Origin of the sequence: Paenibacillus sp. FSL W8-0187, assembly GCF_037969755.1 — a bacterium.
Taxonomy (GTDB): domain Bacteria; phylum Bacillota; class Bacilli; order Paenibacillales; family Paenibacillaceae; genus Paenibacillus_AQ.
On the sequence record NZ_CP150206.1, the window covers coordinates 2,875,377 to 2,891,943 of the forward strand.

At 48.3% G+C, this 16,567-nt stretch carries 13 protein-coding genes; 12 read left to right on the plus strand and 1 reads right to left on the minus strand.

From position 1 onward, the window contains the following. From MKY48_RS12935 to MKY48_RS12985, 11 genes are all read left to right on the plus strand, one after another. Entirely contained in the window at positions 1-708 is a 708-nt protein-coding gene (locus MKY48_RS12935) for a hypothetical protein (protein ID WP_076321160.1), read from the plus strand. Next, positions 705-1,574, plus strand: coding sequence for a hypothetical protein (locus MKY48_RS12940; protein WP_339293079.1), 870 nt, complete (start codon positions 705-707; stop codon positions 1,572-1,574). Before MKY48_RS12935 ends, MKY48_RS12940 begins: the two co-directional genes overlap by 4 nt. Then, positions 1,561-3,471: an ATPase, T2SS/T4P/T4SS family gene (locus MKY48_RS12945; RefSeq protein ID WP_339293504.1), complete on the plus strand. Its 1,911-nt coding sequence runs from the start codon at positions 1,561-1,563 to the stop codon at positions 3,469-3,471. The genes MKY48_RS12940 and MKY48_RS12945 overlap by 14 nt, the downstream gene beginning before the upstream one ends. Next, positions 3,461-5,533 (plus strand): hypothetical protein, encoded by a 2,073-nt coding sequence (locus MKY48_RS12950; protein WP_339293080.1) that lies wholly within the window; start codon positions 3,461-3,463, stop codon positions 5,531-5,533. The genes MKY48_RS12945 and MKY48_RS12950 overlap by 11 nt, the downstream gene beginning before the upstream one ends. A gap of 73 nt (positions 5,534-5,606) precedes the next feature. After that, positions 5,607-6,065 carry an ABC transporter permease gene (locus MKY48_RS12955; protein ID WP_076321164.1) on the plus strand — a complete coding sequence of 153 codons (459 nt, stop codon included), beginning with the start codon at positions 5,607-5,609 and terminating at the stop codon, positions 6,063-6,065. 24 nt (positions 6,066-6,089) lie between these two features. After that, a complete protein-coding gene (locus MKY48_RS12960) occupies positions 6,090-6,485 on the plus strand; it encodes a hypothetical protein (RefSeq protein WP_339293081.1) in 396 nt (131 codons plus the stop codon). 5 nt (positions 6,486-6,490) lie between these two features. Next, positions 6,491-7,045, plus strand: a complete 555-nt coding sequence (locus MKY48_RS12965; protein ID WP_076321165.1) for a hypothetical protein — start codon at positions 6,491-6,493, stop codon at positions 7,043-7,045. Then, positions 7,032-8,027 carry a hypothetical protein gene (locus tag MKY48_RS12970; protein WP_339293082.1) on the plus strand — a complete coding sequence of 332 codons (996 nt, stop codon included), beginning with the start codon at positions 7,032-7,034 and terminating at the stop codon, positions 8,025-8,027. The genes MKY48_RS12965 and MKY48_RS12970 overlap by 14 nt, the downstream gene beginning before the upstream one ends. 122 nt (positions 8,028-8,149) lie before the next feature. Beyond that, entirely contained in the window at positions 8,150-9,703 is a 1,554-nt protein-coding gene (locus MKY48_RS12975) for an ABC-F family ATP-binding cassette domain-containing protein (protein ID WP_076321167.1), read from the plus strand. A gap of 410 nt (positions 9,704-10,113) precedes the next feature. Next, a complete protein-coding gene (locus MKY48_RS12980) occupies positions 10,114-10,923 on the plus strand; it encodes an aminoglycoside phosphotransferase family protein (protein ID WP_339293083.1) in 810 nt (269 codons plus the stop codon). A 207-nt stretch (positions 10,924-11,130) separates the two neighbouring features. Then, complete coding sequence (locus tag MKY48_RS12985; RefSeq protein ID WP_339293505.1) at positions 11,131-12,168, plus strand: ThiF family adenylyltransferase; 1,038 nt, start codon at positions 11,131-11,133, stop codon at positions 12,166-12,168. Positions 12,169-12,266: 98 nt separating this feature from the next. Here the strand turns inward: MKY48_RS12985 and MKY48_RS12990 are convergent, their stop codons facing one another. Then, positions 12,267-15,617, minus strand: coding sequence for a discoidin domain-containing protein (locus MKY48_RS12990; protein ID WP_339293084.1), 3,351 nt, complete (start codon positions 15,615-15,617; stop codon positions 12,267-12,269). Between the two features lie 226 nt (positions 15,618-15,843). Here MKY48_RS12990 and MKY48_RS12995 point away from each other — a divergent pair, with 226 nt between their 5' ends. Further along, a complete protein-coding gene (locus MKY48_RS12995; RefSeq protein WP_339293085.1) occupies positions 15,844-16,566 on the plus strand; it encodes a response regulator transcription factor in 723 nt (240 codons plus the stop codon). The last annotated feature ends 1 nt before the right edge of the window (position 16,567 follow it).

The following is a 16,567-nucleotide window of genomic DNA, read 5'->3' on the forward strand; positions in this document are numbered from 1 at the left end:
GTGAAGACGTGGATATTTACAGGCATCTGTGATAAGAGCGACATGCTCCTCTATATGTGCAAAATATTAGCGAATGGAGACAACAGAGTACTGCTTGTGGATGGTGCGATTGATGCGAAGTACAAACATTGCATAGGCGTGATACATCCACAGCTGCCGGTTATGGAGTTTGCCGGATTCGACGTGGCAACCGGATTTGAGAACTATACGTCGCTGATGGACTATTTGGAGGAAACAGACGAGAAGAAATATGACTATATCGTCATGGACGTGGAGAAGACGGAATTCCTGGACAAGATGCAGTGGGATACAGCAGATGCCCATGTTTGGGTTAGCGGGTTTGAGGTAACAGGACTGCGTAAGAGTACGGCTTTGCTTGATGAACTGAGAGCTTCAAGAACAGATGCTCCGCTACCGCCGTTCCACCGGGTATATGTTCAGGTCATTGAAGATTTGATGGATGAAACCTACATTGAAGGCTATCTGGAAGACAGCCGGATTCAGTGGCTGGGTCCTCCCGTGAAAATGCCATGGGATGAATTGTTTTTCGCCTTGAAAATAAAAAATGAACATGCAGGAAGATTGGGCATCAAGCCATTGTCCAGACAGTATAAACGATCGCTTACCGAACTTCTCCGCCTTTTAACGGAAATGGAGCAGCGGCATATTCGCCGGGCGCTTCGGCAAGCAGGAAGGAGGCATGCATGAGTCTGATTGCTGTATGGAGTCCCTTGAAGAGCGGCAGTGGCAGTACGATGTTGGCTTCGAGCTTACCTATCGTATTGGCGCTTGAATATCAGGTTAAAGTGCTCCTCGCCCATGGTGGACATGCAGGGGAACGAGTGGAGCAAGCCTTTACCTATAAACAGGAAACATTAGATTATATGACGGCATTTCAAGATACCGGAATGGATGCCTTGGAACGGCTTCGTGCAAGCGGGCGACTGAGCCCAGAGAATGTACGCAATTATACCTTGCCGCTCCTGTCTGATCGGCTCGATCTTTTATGTGGACCGAAACCCATGTCTGCCGATGCTATACATACAACAGGAAACGCGGAGGACAGGAAACAGGCAGAACTTATGACCAGAGTTATGGAGTCCTCCAAGCGAAGTTACGACATCACGGTAGCCGATGCAGGAAATGGAGTTCCTGGTGCGGCAGATCGGGCGATACTTCAAGCGGCAGACTTAATCGTAGTTGGTTTGAATCAGAATTTACATATCCTGGAGAGTGCGATTGAACAGGAGAGGTTGCCTCCAGAAGTGAGTGACAAGGCATGCTTGTATATCGTCGGCAAATACGACCGGGATAGCCATTGTACACTGCAAAATATCAAGCGCCGCTTTGGCATCAAGACGACGGTACTCGGTGTTCCGTATTGTTCCGGAATGACGGATGCATGGAATATGCGCTCAGTTATGCCCTACATGCAGCGAAGCCGGGGAGGCGCTGACCTGAAACGCATGAGCTCACTGTATAATGCGGTTCGTAATCTGGCGGATGCCGTGGCTGAACAGCTTGGTCTTCCTGCTGGCGGTTCGAAACTGGGAGGCCTGCATGCTCTTGGGTAATTCCTTGAATACGATATGGATCATCGTCATGATTTTGTTTGTATTGCTGTTTGTATATCTGCGTTATTTGGATACCCGAAAACCGGTGGCTACGATTTCGCGGGGATCGGACCCCTATTCTCTTGAAGCTATGACTGCGTTTGTTAAAGAAAGCCTCCATCAGCTGACGCACAGCCAGTTGTCTGATTTAGGGTTGCACGAAGAGGAGTATCGCCGCAGGCTGAACAAGCGAAGCGAATTGAGAAGTGCCCTCAAGGGCTGCGTTTCCGGAGATGTGCTGGATAAGGCGTATGTAAAGGATTTTTTAAAGCAGATCCTGGTAAGAGACCTAGGTTTGAACGAGTCCAACATTCATGCAGCCATTCCGTTCGAAAACCTGACCGAGTTAACAGCCCAGGATCAATTCGAGATCATATTATACCTGTATAAGCAGAGGCACGGAGAGGATGCTCTATCCGTACTTCTTGAAACGTATGATCTTGCAGAGCCGCGCGTGATTCCAGGTTATGGAGAGGGCAGCGTCTATGCGGTTACTGCGGAAGACATCGCATATATCTATGAGTCAGAGCAGCGTCCGCTCTTGTTTCCTGAGAAGCTGGACATCGTCGTTCAGCGCATATATCAGCAGTACAAAGGCTTTTCCGTTGTGGATGAAATCAGGGATCAACGGATTGACGGGATCAGTGGCGGCGTTAGTGGCATTCCTGTTAATCGTGACAGCGGGCAGGACATTTTTCACACCGAGGATGAGTTTCTGGGGCTAAGTTTTTCGCATCCCGAATCGCCAGCAACAGGCTGTGAGAGTGTGTGGATTTTTTATCGAGGGGTGTCGCTGCATCTAGCTTTTTTATCATTTGGTTCGATGCTGGAACTTAAGAGGGTATGTCAAAACATATACAAATACAATCATCCTGGGCAGCTTTCGGAAGCCAGCGGTTATAAAGTGAATGAAATGAAGGATGGCTCCAGGGTCGTTGTGGTCCGGCCCCCATTTGCCGAGTCCTGGGCGTTCTTTGTCCGCAAGTTTGATCTGCCCAAGGCTTCGCTGGATCAGTTAATTACGGGAAACGGCTCCGAATTGGTGATCGGTTTGTTGAGGTATTTAATGAAAGGCAGCCGGATTACGGCAATCACCGGTGCTCAGGGATCCGGAAAAACAACGCTGCTCATGGCGATGGTGGGTCATATTTATGCGTCTTATACTCTTCGGGTTCAGGAGATGGCCTTTGAGCTGCATTTAAGGAAAATCTACAGCCGCAGGAATATTCTCAGCTTCAGGGAAACCGAGCATATTAGTGGGCAGGCAGGTCTGGATCTGCAGAAGAAAACGGACGGTACCGTTAATATTCTTGGTGAGGTTGCCAGTGACGAAGTAGCGTCATGGATGATACAGATGTCTCAAGTGGCAAGTTTGTTTACCGTGTTTACCCATCATGCCAAGACATTCAAAGACCTTGTACAATCCTTGCGCAACTCCTTACTCAAGAGCGGCGTTTTCAGGCAAGAGCATATTGCTGAGCAGCAGGTGGTCAGCGTGATCAACTTTGATATTCATCTTAGAAGAGACGCTGACGGTAACCGTTACATAGAGCGTATTACAGAGTCCATCCCGGTTGAGAAGGGATCCCTGCCACCATTCGAGGGAACTTCGGAAAAACGCTGGAAGAGCAGCATGGAGGAGTATTTTCAGCTAAGTGCAGAACATCTGCGGAGATTGAACGAATTAAGTTATTTCGTATCCCGTAATGTAATTGAATACCGGGACGGTGCCTATATCGCTGCCGCCAAGTTATCCGAAAGCAGTGTTCGTGAAATGTCCGAGCAGATGCATCCGGAAGATGCCGAAGAATTCAGAGTGTTTCTGGCTTCGGGTTGGGGGGACAAAAGTGACCTCTAAAGATGTGTTAATACTGATTTTAATCATATCTCTGGCACTGTTTTCCATCACATTCGGTATCATGTCGTGGATGAACAGGGGACGAGGGGATCGTGAGGTAACTTCCGTCAAGGTGGATGCGGGCGAGGTGAGATCCTTGCGGGGGATGTACCGGCAATGGTTTCAATTGGCCTATATGTATGGGATGAAGCTCCCGCTAATCAAAACCTATCTTAAACGGATCAGACAGCGGATCGCGATCATGCATCCTTACGACGAAATATCACTCCGGTTTGAAACAGTGAGGCTAGCCTTGGCGATAACCGGCACGATCGGGTTAACCGCCATGCTTCTTATATGGAGTCATCCGGACTTGGGGTTTATTATCATTGTTATTCTCGTAGCAACGGTTATTAACAATATGCTCATTGAGATGTTCATTAACCGACTGGAACGAAAAATACTTATCCAATCGGTTGAATTGTTCTCCTCCGTCCGTCATCACTATCAGCAGCATGGAATGGTAGAGGAAGCTTTGTACGAGGGGGCGGAGACTTCTGGACATGAAATCTCTATGCATGCCCATCGGATCTACAATGCTTTGGTATCCCACGATCCAGATGACGAGTTGGAGAGGTATTATGAGGTAGCGCCGAACCGATATCTTAAAGCGTTTGCGGGTATTTCACATCTGGTCATGGAGTTTGGCGATCATGCGAGAAAACAAGGCTCTATCTATCTGCATGGACTAAGTGGATTGACCAAGGAGATCCAACTGGAAATATTGCGCAGAGACAAGCTGGATTACTTAATGAAGGGCTTGAATGTGATTGCGTTGACGCCGGTCTTTTTCACCAAACCGATTGAACGCTGGGCCAGAAGCAGTTTTCCATCGATGGATGTGTTTTATATGAGCAAGCTTGGGTATATGACCAAGATATCCATTTATGTCATTATTCTCATTTCTTATATCTTGCTTCAGAAGCTCCAGCAAAATCGAGAAACGGATTACCGCGCTCAGGTTCAGAAAATGACCTTGGAAGAAAGGATGTACCGAATTCCTGTTATGCGCTGGCTTGTGAAGGTGATGGCTCCGACACCCGGTACAGTGAAATATGACAGGCAGATACGGTTACTAAAGGAAAGCAACGCGAGAATCAAGTTCGAATGGCTCTATATCAGAAGGGTGACGTTTTTCCTCCTGGCTTTCTTCCTGTCGTTATCGCTGGCAGCAGGCCTGCATGTGCAGGCAAAACATCATCTGCTGTATGTCCCCGTTTCCCTGAACCATTCCCTGTTCGGCCAGATGAATGAGATCGAGCGTCGGCAGGCAGAAGAAACGGTTGAGCGTGATCGGCTGCTAATGGAACAATTGCATATGTCGCCGGATGTAACTGATGATCAGATCAAACAGATGGTCAGTGAGACAGACCCTATTGGATTGACCAAAGAACAAGTTGAAATCACAACCGATCGAATTATGACTAAACTGCAGCGCTATGATAGCGAGTATTTGAAATGGTGGGAGTTGCTCCTATCCTTTCTGGCAGGTGTGGCTGCATATGCGGCGCCATTATGGCTGCTGCATTTTCACCGGAAAGTTCGCAATATGGAAATGCGGCATGAAATTTATCAATTTCAGACGGTCATCTCTATATTGCGTGGAATGGAGCGAATTTCGGTTGAGGGCATATTAGAATGGCTTAATCGGTTTGCCGTTATTTTTAAGATTCCCATTCAAAAAAGCTTGCTTCATTACGAACATGGCGCACAGTTGGCTTTGCTGGAGTTGAAGGAAGACGTCTGGTTTCCTGAATTTCAGCGGCTCGTGGACAAGCTGCTGCTTGCGGTGGATAAAGTACCGATCAAGGATGTTTTTGATGATCTCGATGGAGAAATGATATTCAGTTTCGAGCAGCGCAAGCAGGAATATGAAGCGATGATCGACACGAAGGCCGCATGGGGGCGAATGATCGGTTTTACTCCGATGTATGCGCTGATCTTTATGTATCTTGTCATTCCGCTAATCGGCATGAGTTTCTCCCAGATGGAAACGTACTATGAGCAAATTCAACGATTATAACGACACGAGGATGGGTCAACTGGAATTAGATCAGCAGATTTAAAAAATAAATAAAAGAATGAGGGAGATTTCAATGAATAATGCATCATCCGCTTTAAAGGTTGCAGCAGGTATATTTCTGACCATTGCTTTGATTACCATTGTTGTTATTTTGTTTATCTCGGCGCAGGAGGCAACCAAAACCGCTCAGAACAACTTTTCAGATATTCAGACAGAGCTGTCCCAGGCAGCATTTACCGTATATGACGGAACAACCATCAGCGGTTCTCAGGTGACAAACGCACTGCGCAAATACAAAGATAAGGATCAATTTGGCGTTTTCATAGCAACAGGCAAAAATAAAGCAGGGCAATGGTACGGCAATGTGTTGGAGAAGGACGGTTCGATTCCCAATCCGGATTCAAGACAGGGAAATATCGAACACGTTATGGATGAGAAAAGCCCGGAGTACGTCAATCCAAGCGGGAAATTCAAGGCCACCATCGTTAAGGATGATTCCAACGTGATCAGAGGCATCAAGTTTGATCAATAGTTATGAATGGAAAGGTGACTTGCCTTGCGTGAACAAACGATAAGCGCGCTGGAAATGGCAGCAGGGGTGGCATTATTTCTTGGCGCAACCCTGTATGCATTCCATATTCAGACGATGGTTGATGGCGGTATATCAGCCGCAGGGAGAATGACTCAGGAGCAGCATGCGGGTGTGATCACCGTAGAGATGACGAACGAGAACAGGAAGCTCATTTATAAGGGGAGCGAAGTATTATTCACGCTGCGAGAGGTTCAAGCAGGCAGCTTTAATATGTATGTGGATGGAGCACTGTTCCGATCAGGAAGTAATCCGGAGGAACTGGATCTTTCGATCATTGATATGAACGCCCGTTATGCTACGGAGTACGTTCGGAGAATCAATGGAGATGTGGAAAGCATCCAGTTTGTTAAAGTGAGGTAACAGCAATGTCAAACTCGGTTTCGAAATGGTTTGCTGCCTTTCTGGCACTTCTTCTGCTGTACTTGGTTCCCGCAGGTGAGATGGCCAGAAGACAGGATGATCTGTCACGACTTGTTGTTTATCAATCCGTCACCAAATTCGTGGACAGTGTTCGTACGAAGGGGTATATTACTCCGATCATGTACAATGACTTCCTGCAAGAGCTGGCAGCCACCGGGAACATTTACAATGTGGAGATGGAGCACCACCGCAAGAAGTACCACCCGGAATATGGGGATCCTTCAGATCCTGGTACATTCCTGAACCGTTATTCCGTCGTATATGATGCTTACTATCAGGAAGATGTTATGGGATATTTGTTCCCGGAGTCGAATGTTGATAAACACGATGATAGACGCCGATATCGCTTAACGGCCGGAGATCACTTCCAGGTAAGTGTCAGTTCTCTGAATCGAACACCCGGACTGATCATGTTCGATGCGCTGACCGGATCAAATTCAGGTGGAAAAGCAGCAATCGCATTCCCATACGGAGGCTTGGTTCTGAATGAAGATTACTGATCTTGCCATCGTATTCACCGCCGTGTTTTTCCCCATGTTTATTATTCTGGGCATTCGTGCCGAGAGTCTGGAGGATGTCCGGTACGTAGAGATGAAATACTCGGCAGCTCTGCGCACAGCCGTCCAAGACGGTGGGATGATGCTGAACGATAATGAGACCCAGGACAAAGAGTCGGCATATGATTCTTTAAAGTTCATGCGTGCGGACAAAGAGCGAGCGCTGGAGTCCTTTTCTCAGACGCTGTACATCAATATGGGGATCGCGGATGATCCGGCTGCGCAGACTGCCCTGTGGTGGTATATTCCTGCTATCGTTGTGCTGGATTATGACGGGTATTATATGTATGTTTCGCAAACTTTCACCAACGCGTATGGGGAGGAGCTCATGGAGCACAGATGGACACCCAAAATCCCTTATGCCTGGAATGATGGCAGGGGCAACAGCATCCGGTTTACATTGGATTCCTTCGTTCAGGTGTATGAATCAGGTGGAGGCTCCTCCATCTGGCACTCTGGCTTTCGGGAGGATCTGACTGGCAGGACGGGTGTAGCTTTGCTGGAAGATAAAGATAGGTTTGAACAAGTTAGGCGGATCACGATTGTGAATACCGTTCAAGATCATCTGGCTTATTACATACAGCGGCACAACCAAGTGGCGCTCCGAAACGGAGTATCCTATACGTTCGCACTTCCGTTGATATCCCAGGAAGAGTGGGTGAATACGATTGATGATATCGGTATGATGGCATTTATTCAAGGTATTCCCCTGGGCGATCAGTATTATAATAACTATGCCCTTGGAGGCGGCAGACTCGTTAAAGCTCCGGTTTATTTCGGAGGTGTGGATAGCAGGGGGCTCAAATATTATTATCGCGATGTCTGCCAATACAACTATCGCGTGAAAGAAGTGTTTCCGAGTGCCAAGGAGGCAGCGGCAGCAGGTTATCAGGAGAAAAGCTGTTCTAATCCCGGTGTTCTATAATCTCTGAAAGTTATGGTTTCTGCCGGACTCCAGGATGTGATACAATAAACTCTTGACTGTGTATATTTCGCTAAATTAACATGAAATAAGTTCATTTTATACAGACAGGAGTTACTATAGCCATGAGTTTATTGACTGTAGAGAACGTATCACATAATTTCGGGGAACGTACTCTATTTAAGAATGTATCCTTTCGTTTGTTGGCAGGCGAACATGTTGGTTTGGTTGGAGCAAACGGCGTAGGCAAATCAACACTAATGAATATTTTGACCGGGCAGCTGTTAAAAGACAGCGGCAAGGTGGAGTGGACACCGAAGATCCGGTACGGATACCTGGATCAGCACACCAAGCTGACACCTGGCAAAACGGTTCGTGATGTGTTGAAGGATGCCTTCCTGCCTCTGCTGGAGCTGGAAAAAGAAATGATGGAGATCACCAATAAGATGAGCGATGCTTCTCCCGAAGAGTTGGAGCTGCTGCTCGAACAAATGGGTGAAATTCAGGAGCAGCTGGATATCGGGGATTTCTACATGTTGGACGTAAAGGTTGAAGAGATGGCGAATGGTCTTGGGTTATCCGTCATTGGCTTGGATCGCGATGTAGCAACATTAAGCGGGGGACAGCGTACTAAAGTATTGCTTGCAAAGCTTCTTCTGGAGAAGCCCAATGTACTGTTGTTGGACGAGCCCACCAACTATCTGGATGTTGAGCATATTGATTGGCTCACTCAATATTTGAAGCAATACCCATATGCTTTCATCTTGATATCCCATGATACGGAATTTATGAACCAGGTGGTGGATGTGATCTATCATTTGGAATTTGCAAAATTGACTCGCTATACAGCGAACTACGAGAAGTTCCTGGAAATGGCCGATATCAATAAGAATCAGCATATTGATGCTTACGAGAAGCAGCAGGAATTCATCAAGAAGCAGGAAGACTTCATTCAGCGGAACAAGGCCCGTTACTCCACCTCTGGCCGAGCGAAAAGCCGGGAGAAGCAGCTGGATCGTATGGAGCGGATTGACCGCCCCGAGGAAGCAGCTAAACCTGTGTTTAACTTCAAGGAATCCCGTGCTAGTGGTAAAACGGTATTCGAGGGGATCGATTTTGAGATCGGATATGATCGACCATTGCTCCCCAAAATGAATATCCTGATCGAGCGAGGAGAGAAAATTGCCATTGTTGGCTGTAATGGCGTAGGTAAATCAACGCTGCTGAAGACCATATTAGGCAAAATCCCGGCGCTCTCCGGGAAGACGTATCAAGGGGATTTCCTGGTGCCTGCTTATTTTGAGCAGGAAGTACGTCCAGGGAATATTACGCCGATTGATGATGTGTGGAACGAATTCTCACACTTGAACCAGCACGAGGTTCGTGCAGCGCTTGCTCGCTGCGGGCTCAAAAACGAGCATATTACCCGTCCATTGAAGGCACTTAGCGGCGGAGAGCAAGCCAAGGTCCGTCTGTGTAAACTTCTGATGCGCGAGAGCAATTGGATTCTGTTTGACGAACCGACGAACCACCTTGATGTTGTGGCTAAGGAAGAACTAAGACGTGCTTTGAAAGAATATAAAGGCACAATCCTGCTGGTTTCCCACGAACCTGAGTTTTATGAGGATTGGGTGACCAAGATCTGGAACGTCGAAGACTGGTCCAACCAGAATTCCTGATTCATATCAGGATCAGAATCCAGCTCTCTGCCAGGACAAATGAAACTTTGATTATCATAAATTTATTGGTATTCCATAAGGAGGATGGGCAGATTGCTGCCTGTCCTCCTTATGTATATCCGCAAAATGGGGCGTACGGTTTATTGGTTTTATGTTTTATGTTTTATGTTTTATGTTATATCGTATATCGTTCGTATGCCTTATGCCTTATGCCTTATGCCTTATGCTTTATACTTTATGTTTTATGGTATAAGTGCATTTATGATATGCTAGAAACAACCTGAAATGAACGGAGGAGATGTTGATGGAAGACATGGACTTATCCATCGGGGCATCATTATATGAAGGGGATTCGCATCCATAGCCCCATGAACCCGTGTAATTCCCTTCTGAAAGGGAGTCGTACTAAAATGAATTGGGAAAATAACTTAAATCAGGGAGAAGACGTCATGCTCTCTCCCGAGAAGTCGGTTATACGGCGGGGCCAGATTGTGTACCGCCCAGCCGGAGCTTGGACTCCGGCCGTACACTCTTTGTTGAGGCATTTGAGGCAATCAGGGTTTACATCAATTCCGGAAATTATAGGTTCAGGATGTAATGAGAAAGGCCAAGAGATGTTAAGTTATATCGAAGGCGAATTTGTTCATCCCGGGCCATGGAGCGACGAAGGCATCATCGAAGTAGGACAATTATTACGGCAGCTTCATGACGCTTCTGCTACATTTAAACCCCAACCCGGGCTTGTCTGGAAGCCATGGTTCCTGCGTAAACTGGGTGACACCAGGGGTGTATACAGCCACGGTGATATTGCCCCTTGGAATATGGTTACCCGTGATGGGAGGCCGATTGCATTAATTGACTGGGAATACGCTGGCCCTGTACATCCGTTTCTTGAACTAGCCCGCGTATGTTGGCTATTTCCGCAGCTGTATGATGATGATGTAGCTGAAAGGGTTGGTTTGCCAAATGCAGAGGTTCGTGCAAGGCAGCTCCGCTTATTGGTTGACGCATATGGCCTCGATCCAACTAGTAGGGCCGCCTTCTTTGAGATGATCGTTGAAGTGGTCGTAAGGGAAACGGCAGAGGAAGCGATCGAGTTACAGGTCACGCCGGAAACGGAAGGCCTTCTATGGGGGATTGCCTGGAGGGCGCGGAGTGCGGCCTGGATTCTGCGTCATCGCAGTATAATGGAGAAGGCGCTAAATACTAGGTTGCAATAGTTAAACAGCCCATCCTCTTCGTGGGATGGGTATTTTCAATCATGGGTCGTCGTCAAAAAACTTCGTGAACGTCATCTTTTGTTAGAAGATTTGCAGATATTGATCGGAGGAAAATTCATGTCTGATTTAAGCGATAACAGGGAGGAAGTAAATCGTACACAGTCTCTTTTCGTGGCAGCCTCGGGGTCCCCGGACTGTGATGTAACAATGAAAAGGGAACGAGAGGATCGGTATTCTAGGCAAGAGCGCTTTACGCCATTTGGAAAAGAGGGCCAGCTCCGCCTCCGGGACAGTCACGTGCTCGTTCTTGGTGCTGGGGCGCTGGGAAGCGCTATAGCTGAAACTTTGGTTCGCGCAGGTGTCGGGCATGTAACGATCGTGGATCGGGATTACGTGGAATGGAGCAATCTGCAGCGTCAGCAGCTGTTTACCGAACAGGATGCGATCGATCGATTACCGAAGGCCGTAGCAGCGGCTAAACGGTTATCCGAAATTAATTCGGATGGTATCGTGGATGGTATCGTTATGGATGTACGTGCCCAGGAACTGTCGGTACTCTGTCAAGGCGTTGATTTGATGATGGATGCTACCGATAATTTCGGGACCCGGCTGATTCTGAACGACATCGGTTTTAAGCATGGAATCCCGTGGATTTACGGAGGCTGCGTGGGAAGTTCAGGCATGAGTTACACATTCTTGCCGGGAGAAACGCCATGCTTGAACTGTCTGCTTGGAACGATTCCCTTGGGTGGTGACACCTGCGACATTAACGGAATTCTTCCGCAAGCGGTACAGATGGTCGTTGCCCATCAAACGATGGAAGCGATGAAGCTTTTGTCAGGACACCGACATGCTCTTAGAAAAAAGATGCTGTCGTTCGATTTATGGCGTAATGAACGGGTGGAGTTTGGCGTGGACCGAGCCAAAAAATCGGACTGCCTCACATGCGGGGAGCATCCGAAATATCCTTACTTGACGGCTGAACACGCGGATAAAAGCGAGGTGTTGTGCGGCAGGGATACGGTACAGATTAGGCCAGCCAGACCGCTGCAGCTTCAGCTGGATGAAATGGCCGATCGATTGAACAGGCTCCATCATGGAAAAGCAACCGTAACGCCGTATATGATCATCTATCAGGTGAATCCACATCGTTTGGTTATATTCCGGGACGGCAGAACCCTGGTGCATGGCACATCGGATATCGCCAAGGCCAGGTCGCTGTACAATCAATACGTTGGTGGATAATTACAAGGACAAGAGCAAAAGCGTTTCATCAATAATCGTAAACGCACAAAAGGAGTGGGCCTCACAGGCCCACTCCTTTTCATGTTGATCCCCAATCCTTAATTCAAAATTAAATTAAAGCCGTTCTGAATGAAATACAGATCAGGATGAGCGATATTTTCTGTTGTCAGATTGTTAAATGTTGCCGACCCATTGCCCGTATAGGTGTAAATCGCCGCACCTGGATGAGGATTCGAGAATCTTGAGGATGTGATCCCGTCTAGCCCCGTACCGTCAATATGGATGTTGTTAAATACGATGTTCTGAAAACCGCCGCCATAACCAAGCTGAACGGCACTGCGCTGGGTGTTCAGGATATCGATGTTGGTAAACGTGACATTGCGGATTGCATCTTTCGATGCTTCCAGATCAATTGCGCCGCGCTCCCCATCATACAGGTCTTTACTGGTTCCACTCCCAATGATCGTTGTATCGGAGAACAGAATGCCGGTATTGTTCTGGAAATGGTATCCCGGGAACACGGTATTCATTCGAATACCGGAACCGCCTACGGTGTCAACAATCAGGTTGTGAGTAGCCTTATGTCCGCTTCCTCCAAAGAATGCGATGGCTGCTGCGCGCCAATTATTTTCGATGGTGTTGTAGGAGAAGGTGTTGTTAACGCCCGCAGGTGCGCCATTCACGTTACTCGTCCATACGGCGAGACCATCGTCTCCGTTATTTCGAATGCTGCTATTGCGGACAGTTGAATGGCTGGTTCCTTGGGCAAAATTGACCCCGTCCGCGAGATTATTGCGGATTCGGCTGTTTTCAATGATCAGACCCTCCGCAATAATGGCTGGGGTATGTGCATAATCGCCTACCCAGAATCCACACTCAAAGTGCTCGACCCACACATTGTGAATTTTGGAGTTGGTGCCGAAGTTATCCATAAATCCCTTGTAGATTGCATTTTGATTATAACGTGACCGCAGATTTGAGTTGAGGTAGATATGGCTGAAATCAAGCTGGCCCGTAATCCGAAGCGAGATCCCGCCAGAAGCGGCATTCGGGTTGGTAAATTGAATATTTGTATGCCAGATGCCTGCACCCATAATCTTGATGTCATCAATCATATTCCCAACCGAACCGATCTTCCACATGTTGCCCAGATGGAATGTCCCTTCGGGAATGTATAAGGTCTTGCCGGTAGAAGCGGCAGCCTGCACAGCAGCTTCAAACGCTGATAGGTCATCTTGGCCGTCGTTCGGGGTTGCACCGAAATCCGTTACGGATACCGAATTTGCCGGACGGGCGATTGCCGCAGGGACCGGCTCGATTTCGATAAAATCAACGCCATATTCCAGGTTATCGGCATTGGACTTCTGAATACGAATTTTGTCTCCCGGCTGAAGCGGCGTATCCATCTTCCAGTGTACTTCATCGAACCGGAAGAGAGGGCGTCCCCCACCAGGCGCATCTGCAGGATGATCGCTGGAGAAGTATTGCCAGTTGTAGTAGGAGGTCAATGGAATGGTCTTTTTCTTCGTGCCATTCACATAAACGTCGAGTGAGCCAGTCAATCCCATGCCGTCGGGTGAGTCCGGCATCGTATAGCGCATAGTTATGCCAGCCCCGCCTTCCCCTGGCCGAACTGTCCATTCGAGATTGGACCCGTTGGAAGGTAGCGCTACATAACGTTGGCCGGATGCTTCTGATGCTGTGAGCGCTTGATCGAAAGTCGGTGCCGACTTTAGCAGAGCCCCGCCACCGCGTAATGCATCATCCGTATCGTAACGGGTATATGGCATGCTGGCGCCGCGGGAGGAATATACCGTGAGATTGGCCTGGCTGACGTTGTTCTCCCGTTTAACGGGTAGTTCGTTTGCATCCGGTGCCACGGATGTTGTTAACGTGTAGCTGCCATTTGCCGCTGTCCATGTGCCCGGAATATGGACAGCGGCGGAGGAACCTGCAGCAAGCGCGCCATCATAACTTCCGGTGAAGGTTTGAATCGTTGAACCGGCCGGATTCTTCAGAGCGACGGAAATTGTGTGGGATCCGCTTGCCGTGGCTTTATTGCCCTGATTCTTAAGATTTACGGTAAAGGATACTGCATTCCCTGCGACAGGAGTGGCGGGTGTCCATTGTACCGTTCCTATCAAATCAGAACTTGCGAGCGCACCAATAACCAGAGGGGATGGATGCGAATAGCTGTTGTTTTCGTTATTCTGTTCCATGATTTCATTATCCTCATCGACCTTGGCACTGACGGAATAGGATCCAGCGGCCTTGGTTCCGGCTTGTAGCGTTACCGTGTTGGAAGCACCTGCCGCAAGCGGAACTACCGGGGAAGAGCCTGCTTTAGAGCCGTTCAAATAAAAATTGACCGTCGTAGCCGCGGCTTCCACGTCCCCGATGTTTTTGACTGTAGCACGCAGTGTAATGTCATCGCTTTCCAACGGAGAAGAGGGAGTCCAGGACATATCCGTAATGGTCAGGTCCGGGTTCTGGGCGGCTGTGCCGTAAACTTCGAATTCCGCAATCTGCCCTGCCGGTGCGCCGGAATTGGACGTTATGTTCAATTGAAGGCGTTTCACGGTTGCCGTTACGGGAATTGTCACAAAGTTGCCGGACGCGGGGTTGAACGTGTAGGACTGTGCCGATACCAAATTGCTAAAATTTGTTGTGCTCTGGTCATGTCCCAGCACTTGTATGGTTTGGGTTCGCGTACTCCATAATGGTGACGGATTCAGCTTCAGTACGATGGAGGTGATATCGTGATTCGTTCCCAAGTCGAGCGTCAGGCTGCTTGGATTGCTTCCGCCTTCCCAGTAGGTTTGGATGTCGTTGTCGTTAGCATGGGTTGCAGCGTACGTAAAGGTGCTTGAGGAGGCGGTAATCGGTTTGCCGCTGGCGATATTGTTTCCCGTTGGAGGTGTTGGCGGGGAGAACGATGGTCCATAAATCTCGAACTCAGACAGCTGCGCAGCCGGCCAAGTCGTGTTGCTTGTCATGATCAGGCGAACAAATCGCGTGCTCGCTTCGTCAAAACGGATAGTCACCGAGTTTCCTGCTGTAGACGGGGTGAATTCATAATCGGCCAAATCCACGATATTTGAGAATGTTGAACCGTTCGAGCTGCCTTGTACCATTAACGTTTGTGTCCGTGATTCCCAAGTGGCAGGTAGTTTAAGGACGATCCGGTTGATGCTGGTGTCATCACCGAGATCGACTTGAATCCACTGCGGAAAGGCATGATTGGTGCTTTCCCAGTACGAACCTTGATTGCCATCGTTAACGTTAGCCGGCTCGTAGGTTTGGGATTGACCACTTGCTGTTACGGCTTTGCCGAGCGAGAGGTTTGTTTCGCCTGCGGCTGAAACCGGTGCGGGCGGCCCTGCGGCCGTGCATACGATAGATATCAGCATAGCCATGACAAGTGGCCATACCACGAGTTTGTTGCGCATGTTATTTTCCTCCTCCAAAGTGTTCACATACTTTCCCATTAAACATGAGCTAATCGGTGAAGATATCCCCCTTTCCTAATCCTACATCCCATTATAAAAATGGCGCCGCTGCAGAGATAAGATGTATTTCTACGGAAATCGTATGTGATCCCAGCATCTTTTGGAGTGAAAGCAGGATGAATCAGCCATACTTACATTATTAAGTGTTGAAAGCGGGGGGGAACCCGTGGAGAAAGTAATTCTGATCGCGGCAGACAATCAAGATCGGGCCCAGACCGTTATGGAGATTTTAAAACAAGCGGGCTATGAGGTTAGGCATGCCATGAGTTATTCGGAAGTGGTCGCCATTTTACAGCGCTCAGGCGCAGACTTGCTGCTCATCGACAGCAGACTGCCGGGTATGAACCATTTTAATCTCATGGAACGGCTGACGGGCAAAAAGGAACAGATCCCGATCATCGTCATCGGAAATGACGGTTCTGATGAAGCCATTCAGGCATTGGAGGCAGGTGCCCATGACTATATCCCTGATGACAGAGATGCAAGGGAGCTGTTGGCGCGGATTGCCAATTTGCTGAAACTTTTTCAGACAGGTCGCATGGAACAGGAGGAAGTCATCCAAATCGGAGATCTGGTGATCGATCCTCTGAGCCGGAATGTATCCCGGGAAGAAGAAGCCATCGAGCTGACTCATCGCGAATATGATCTGCTGCTGTTTTTGGCTAGAAGGCAGGGACAAGTATGCACCCGTGAGGATATTTTAAAACAGGTGTGGGATTACGATTTTCATACGGGTACCAACGTGGTGGATGTCTATATTCTTCATCTAAGAGAGAAAATTGATAGAGGGCGCAAACAAAAGCTGCTGCGTACGATTCGGGGAACCGGATATAAACTGGTATCGCAGGAAGAAATCAATGCTGCAAGCAAAAAAGACCGCCTTCCGTGAG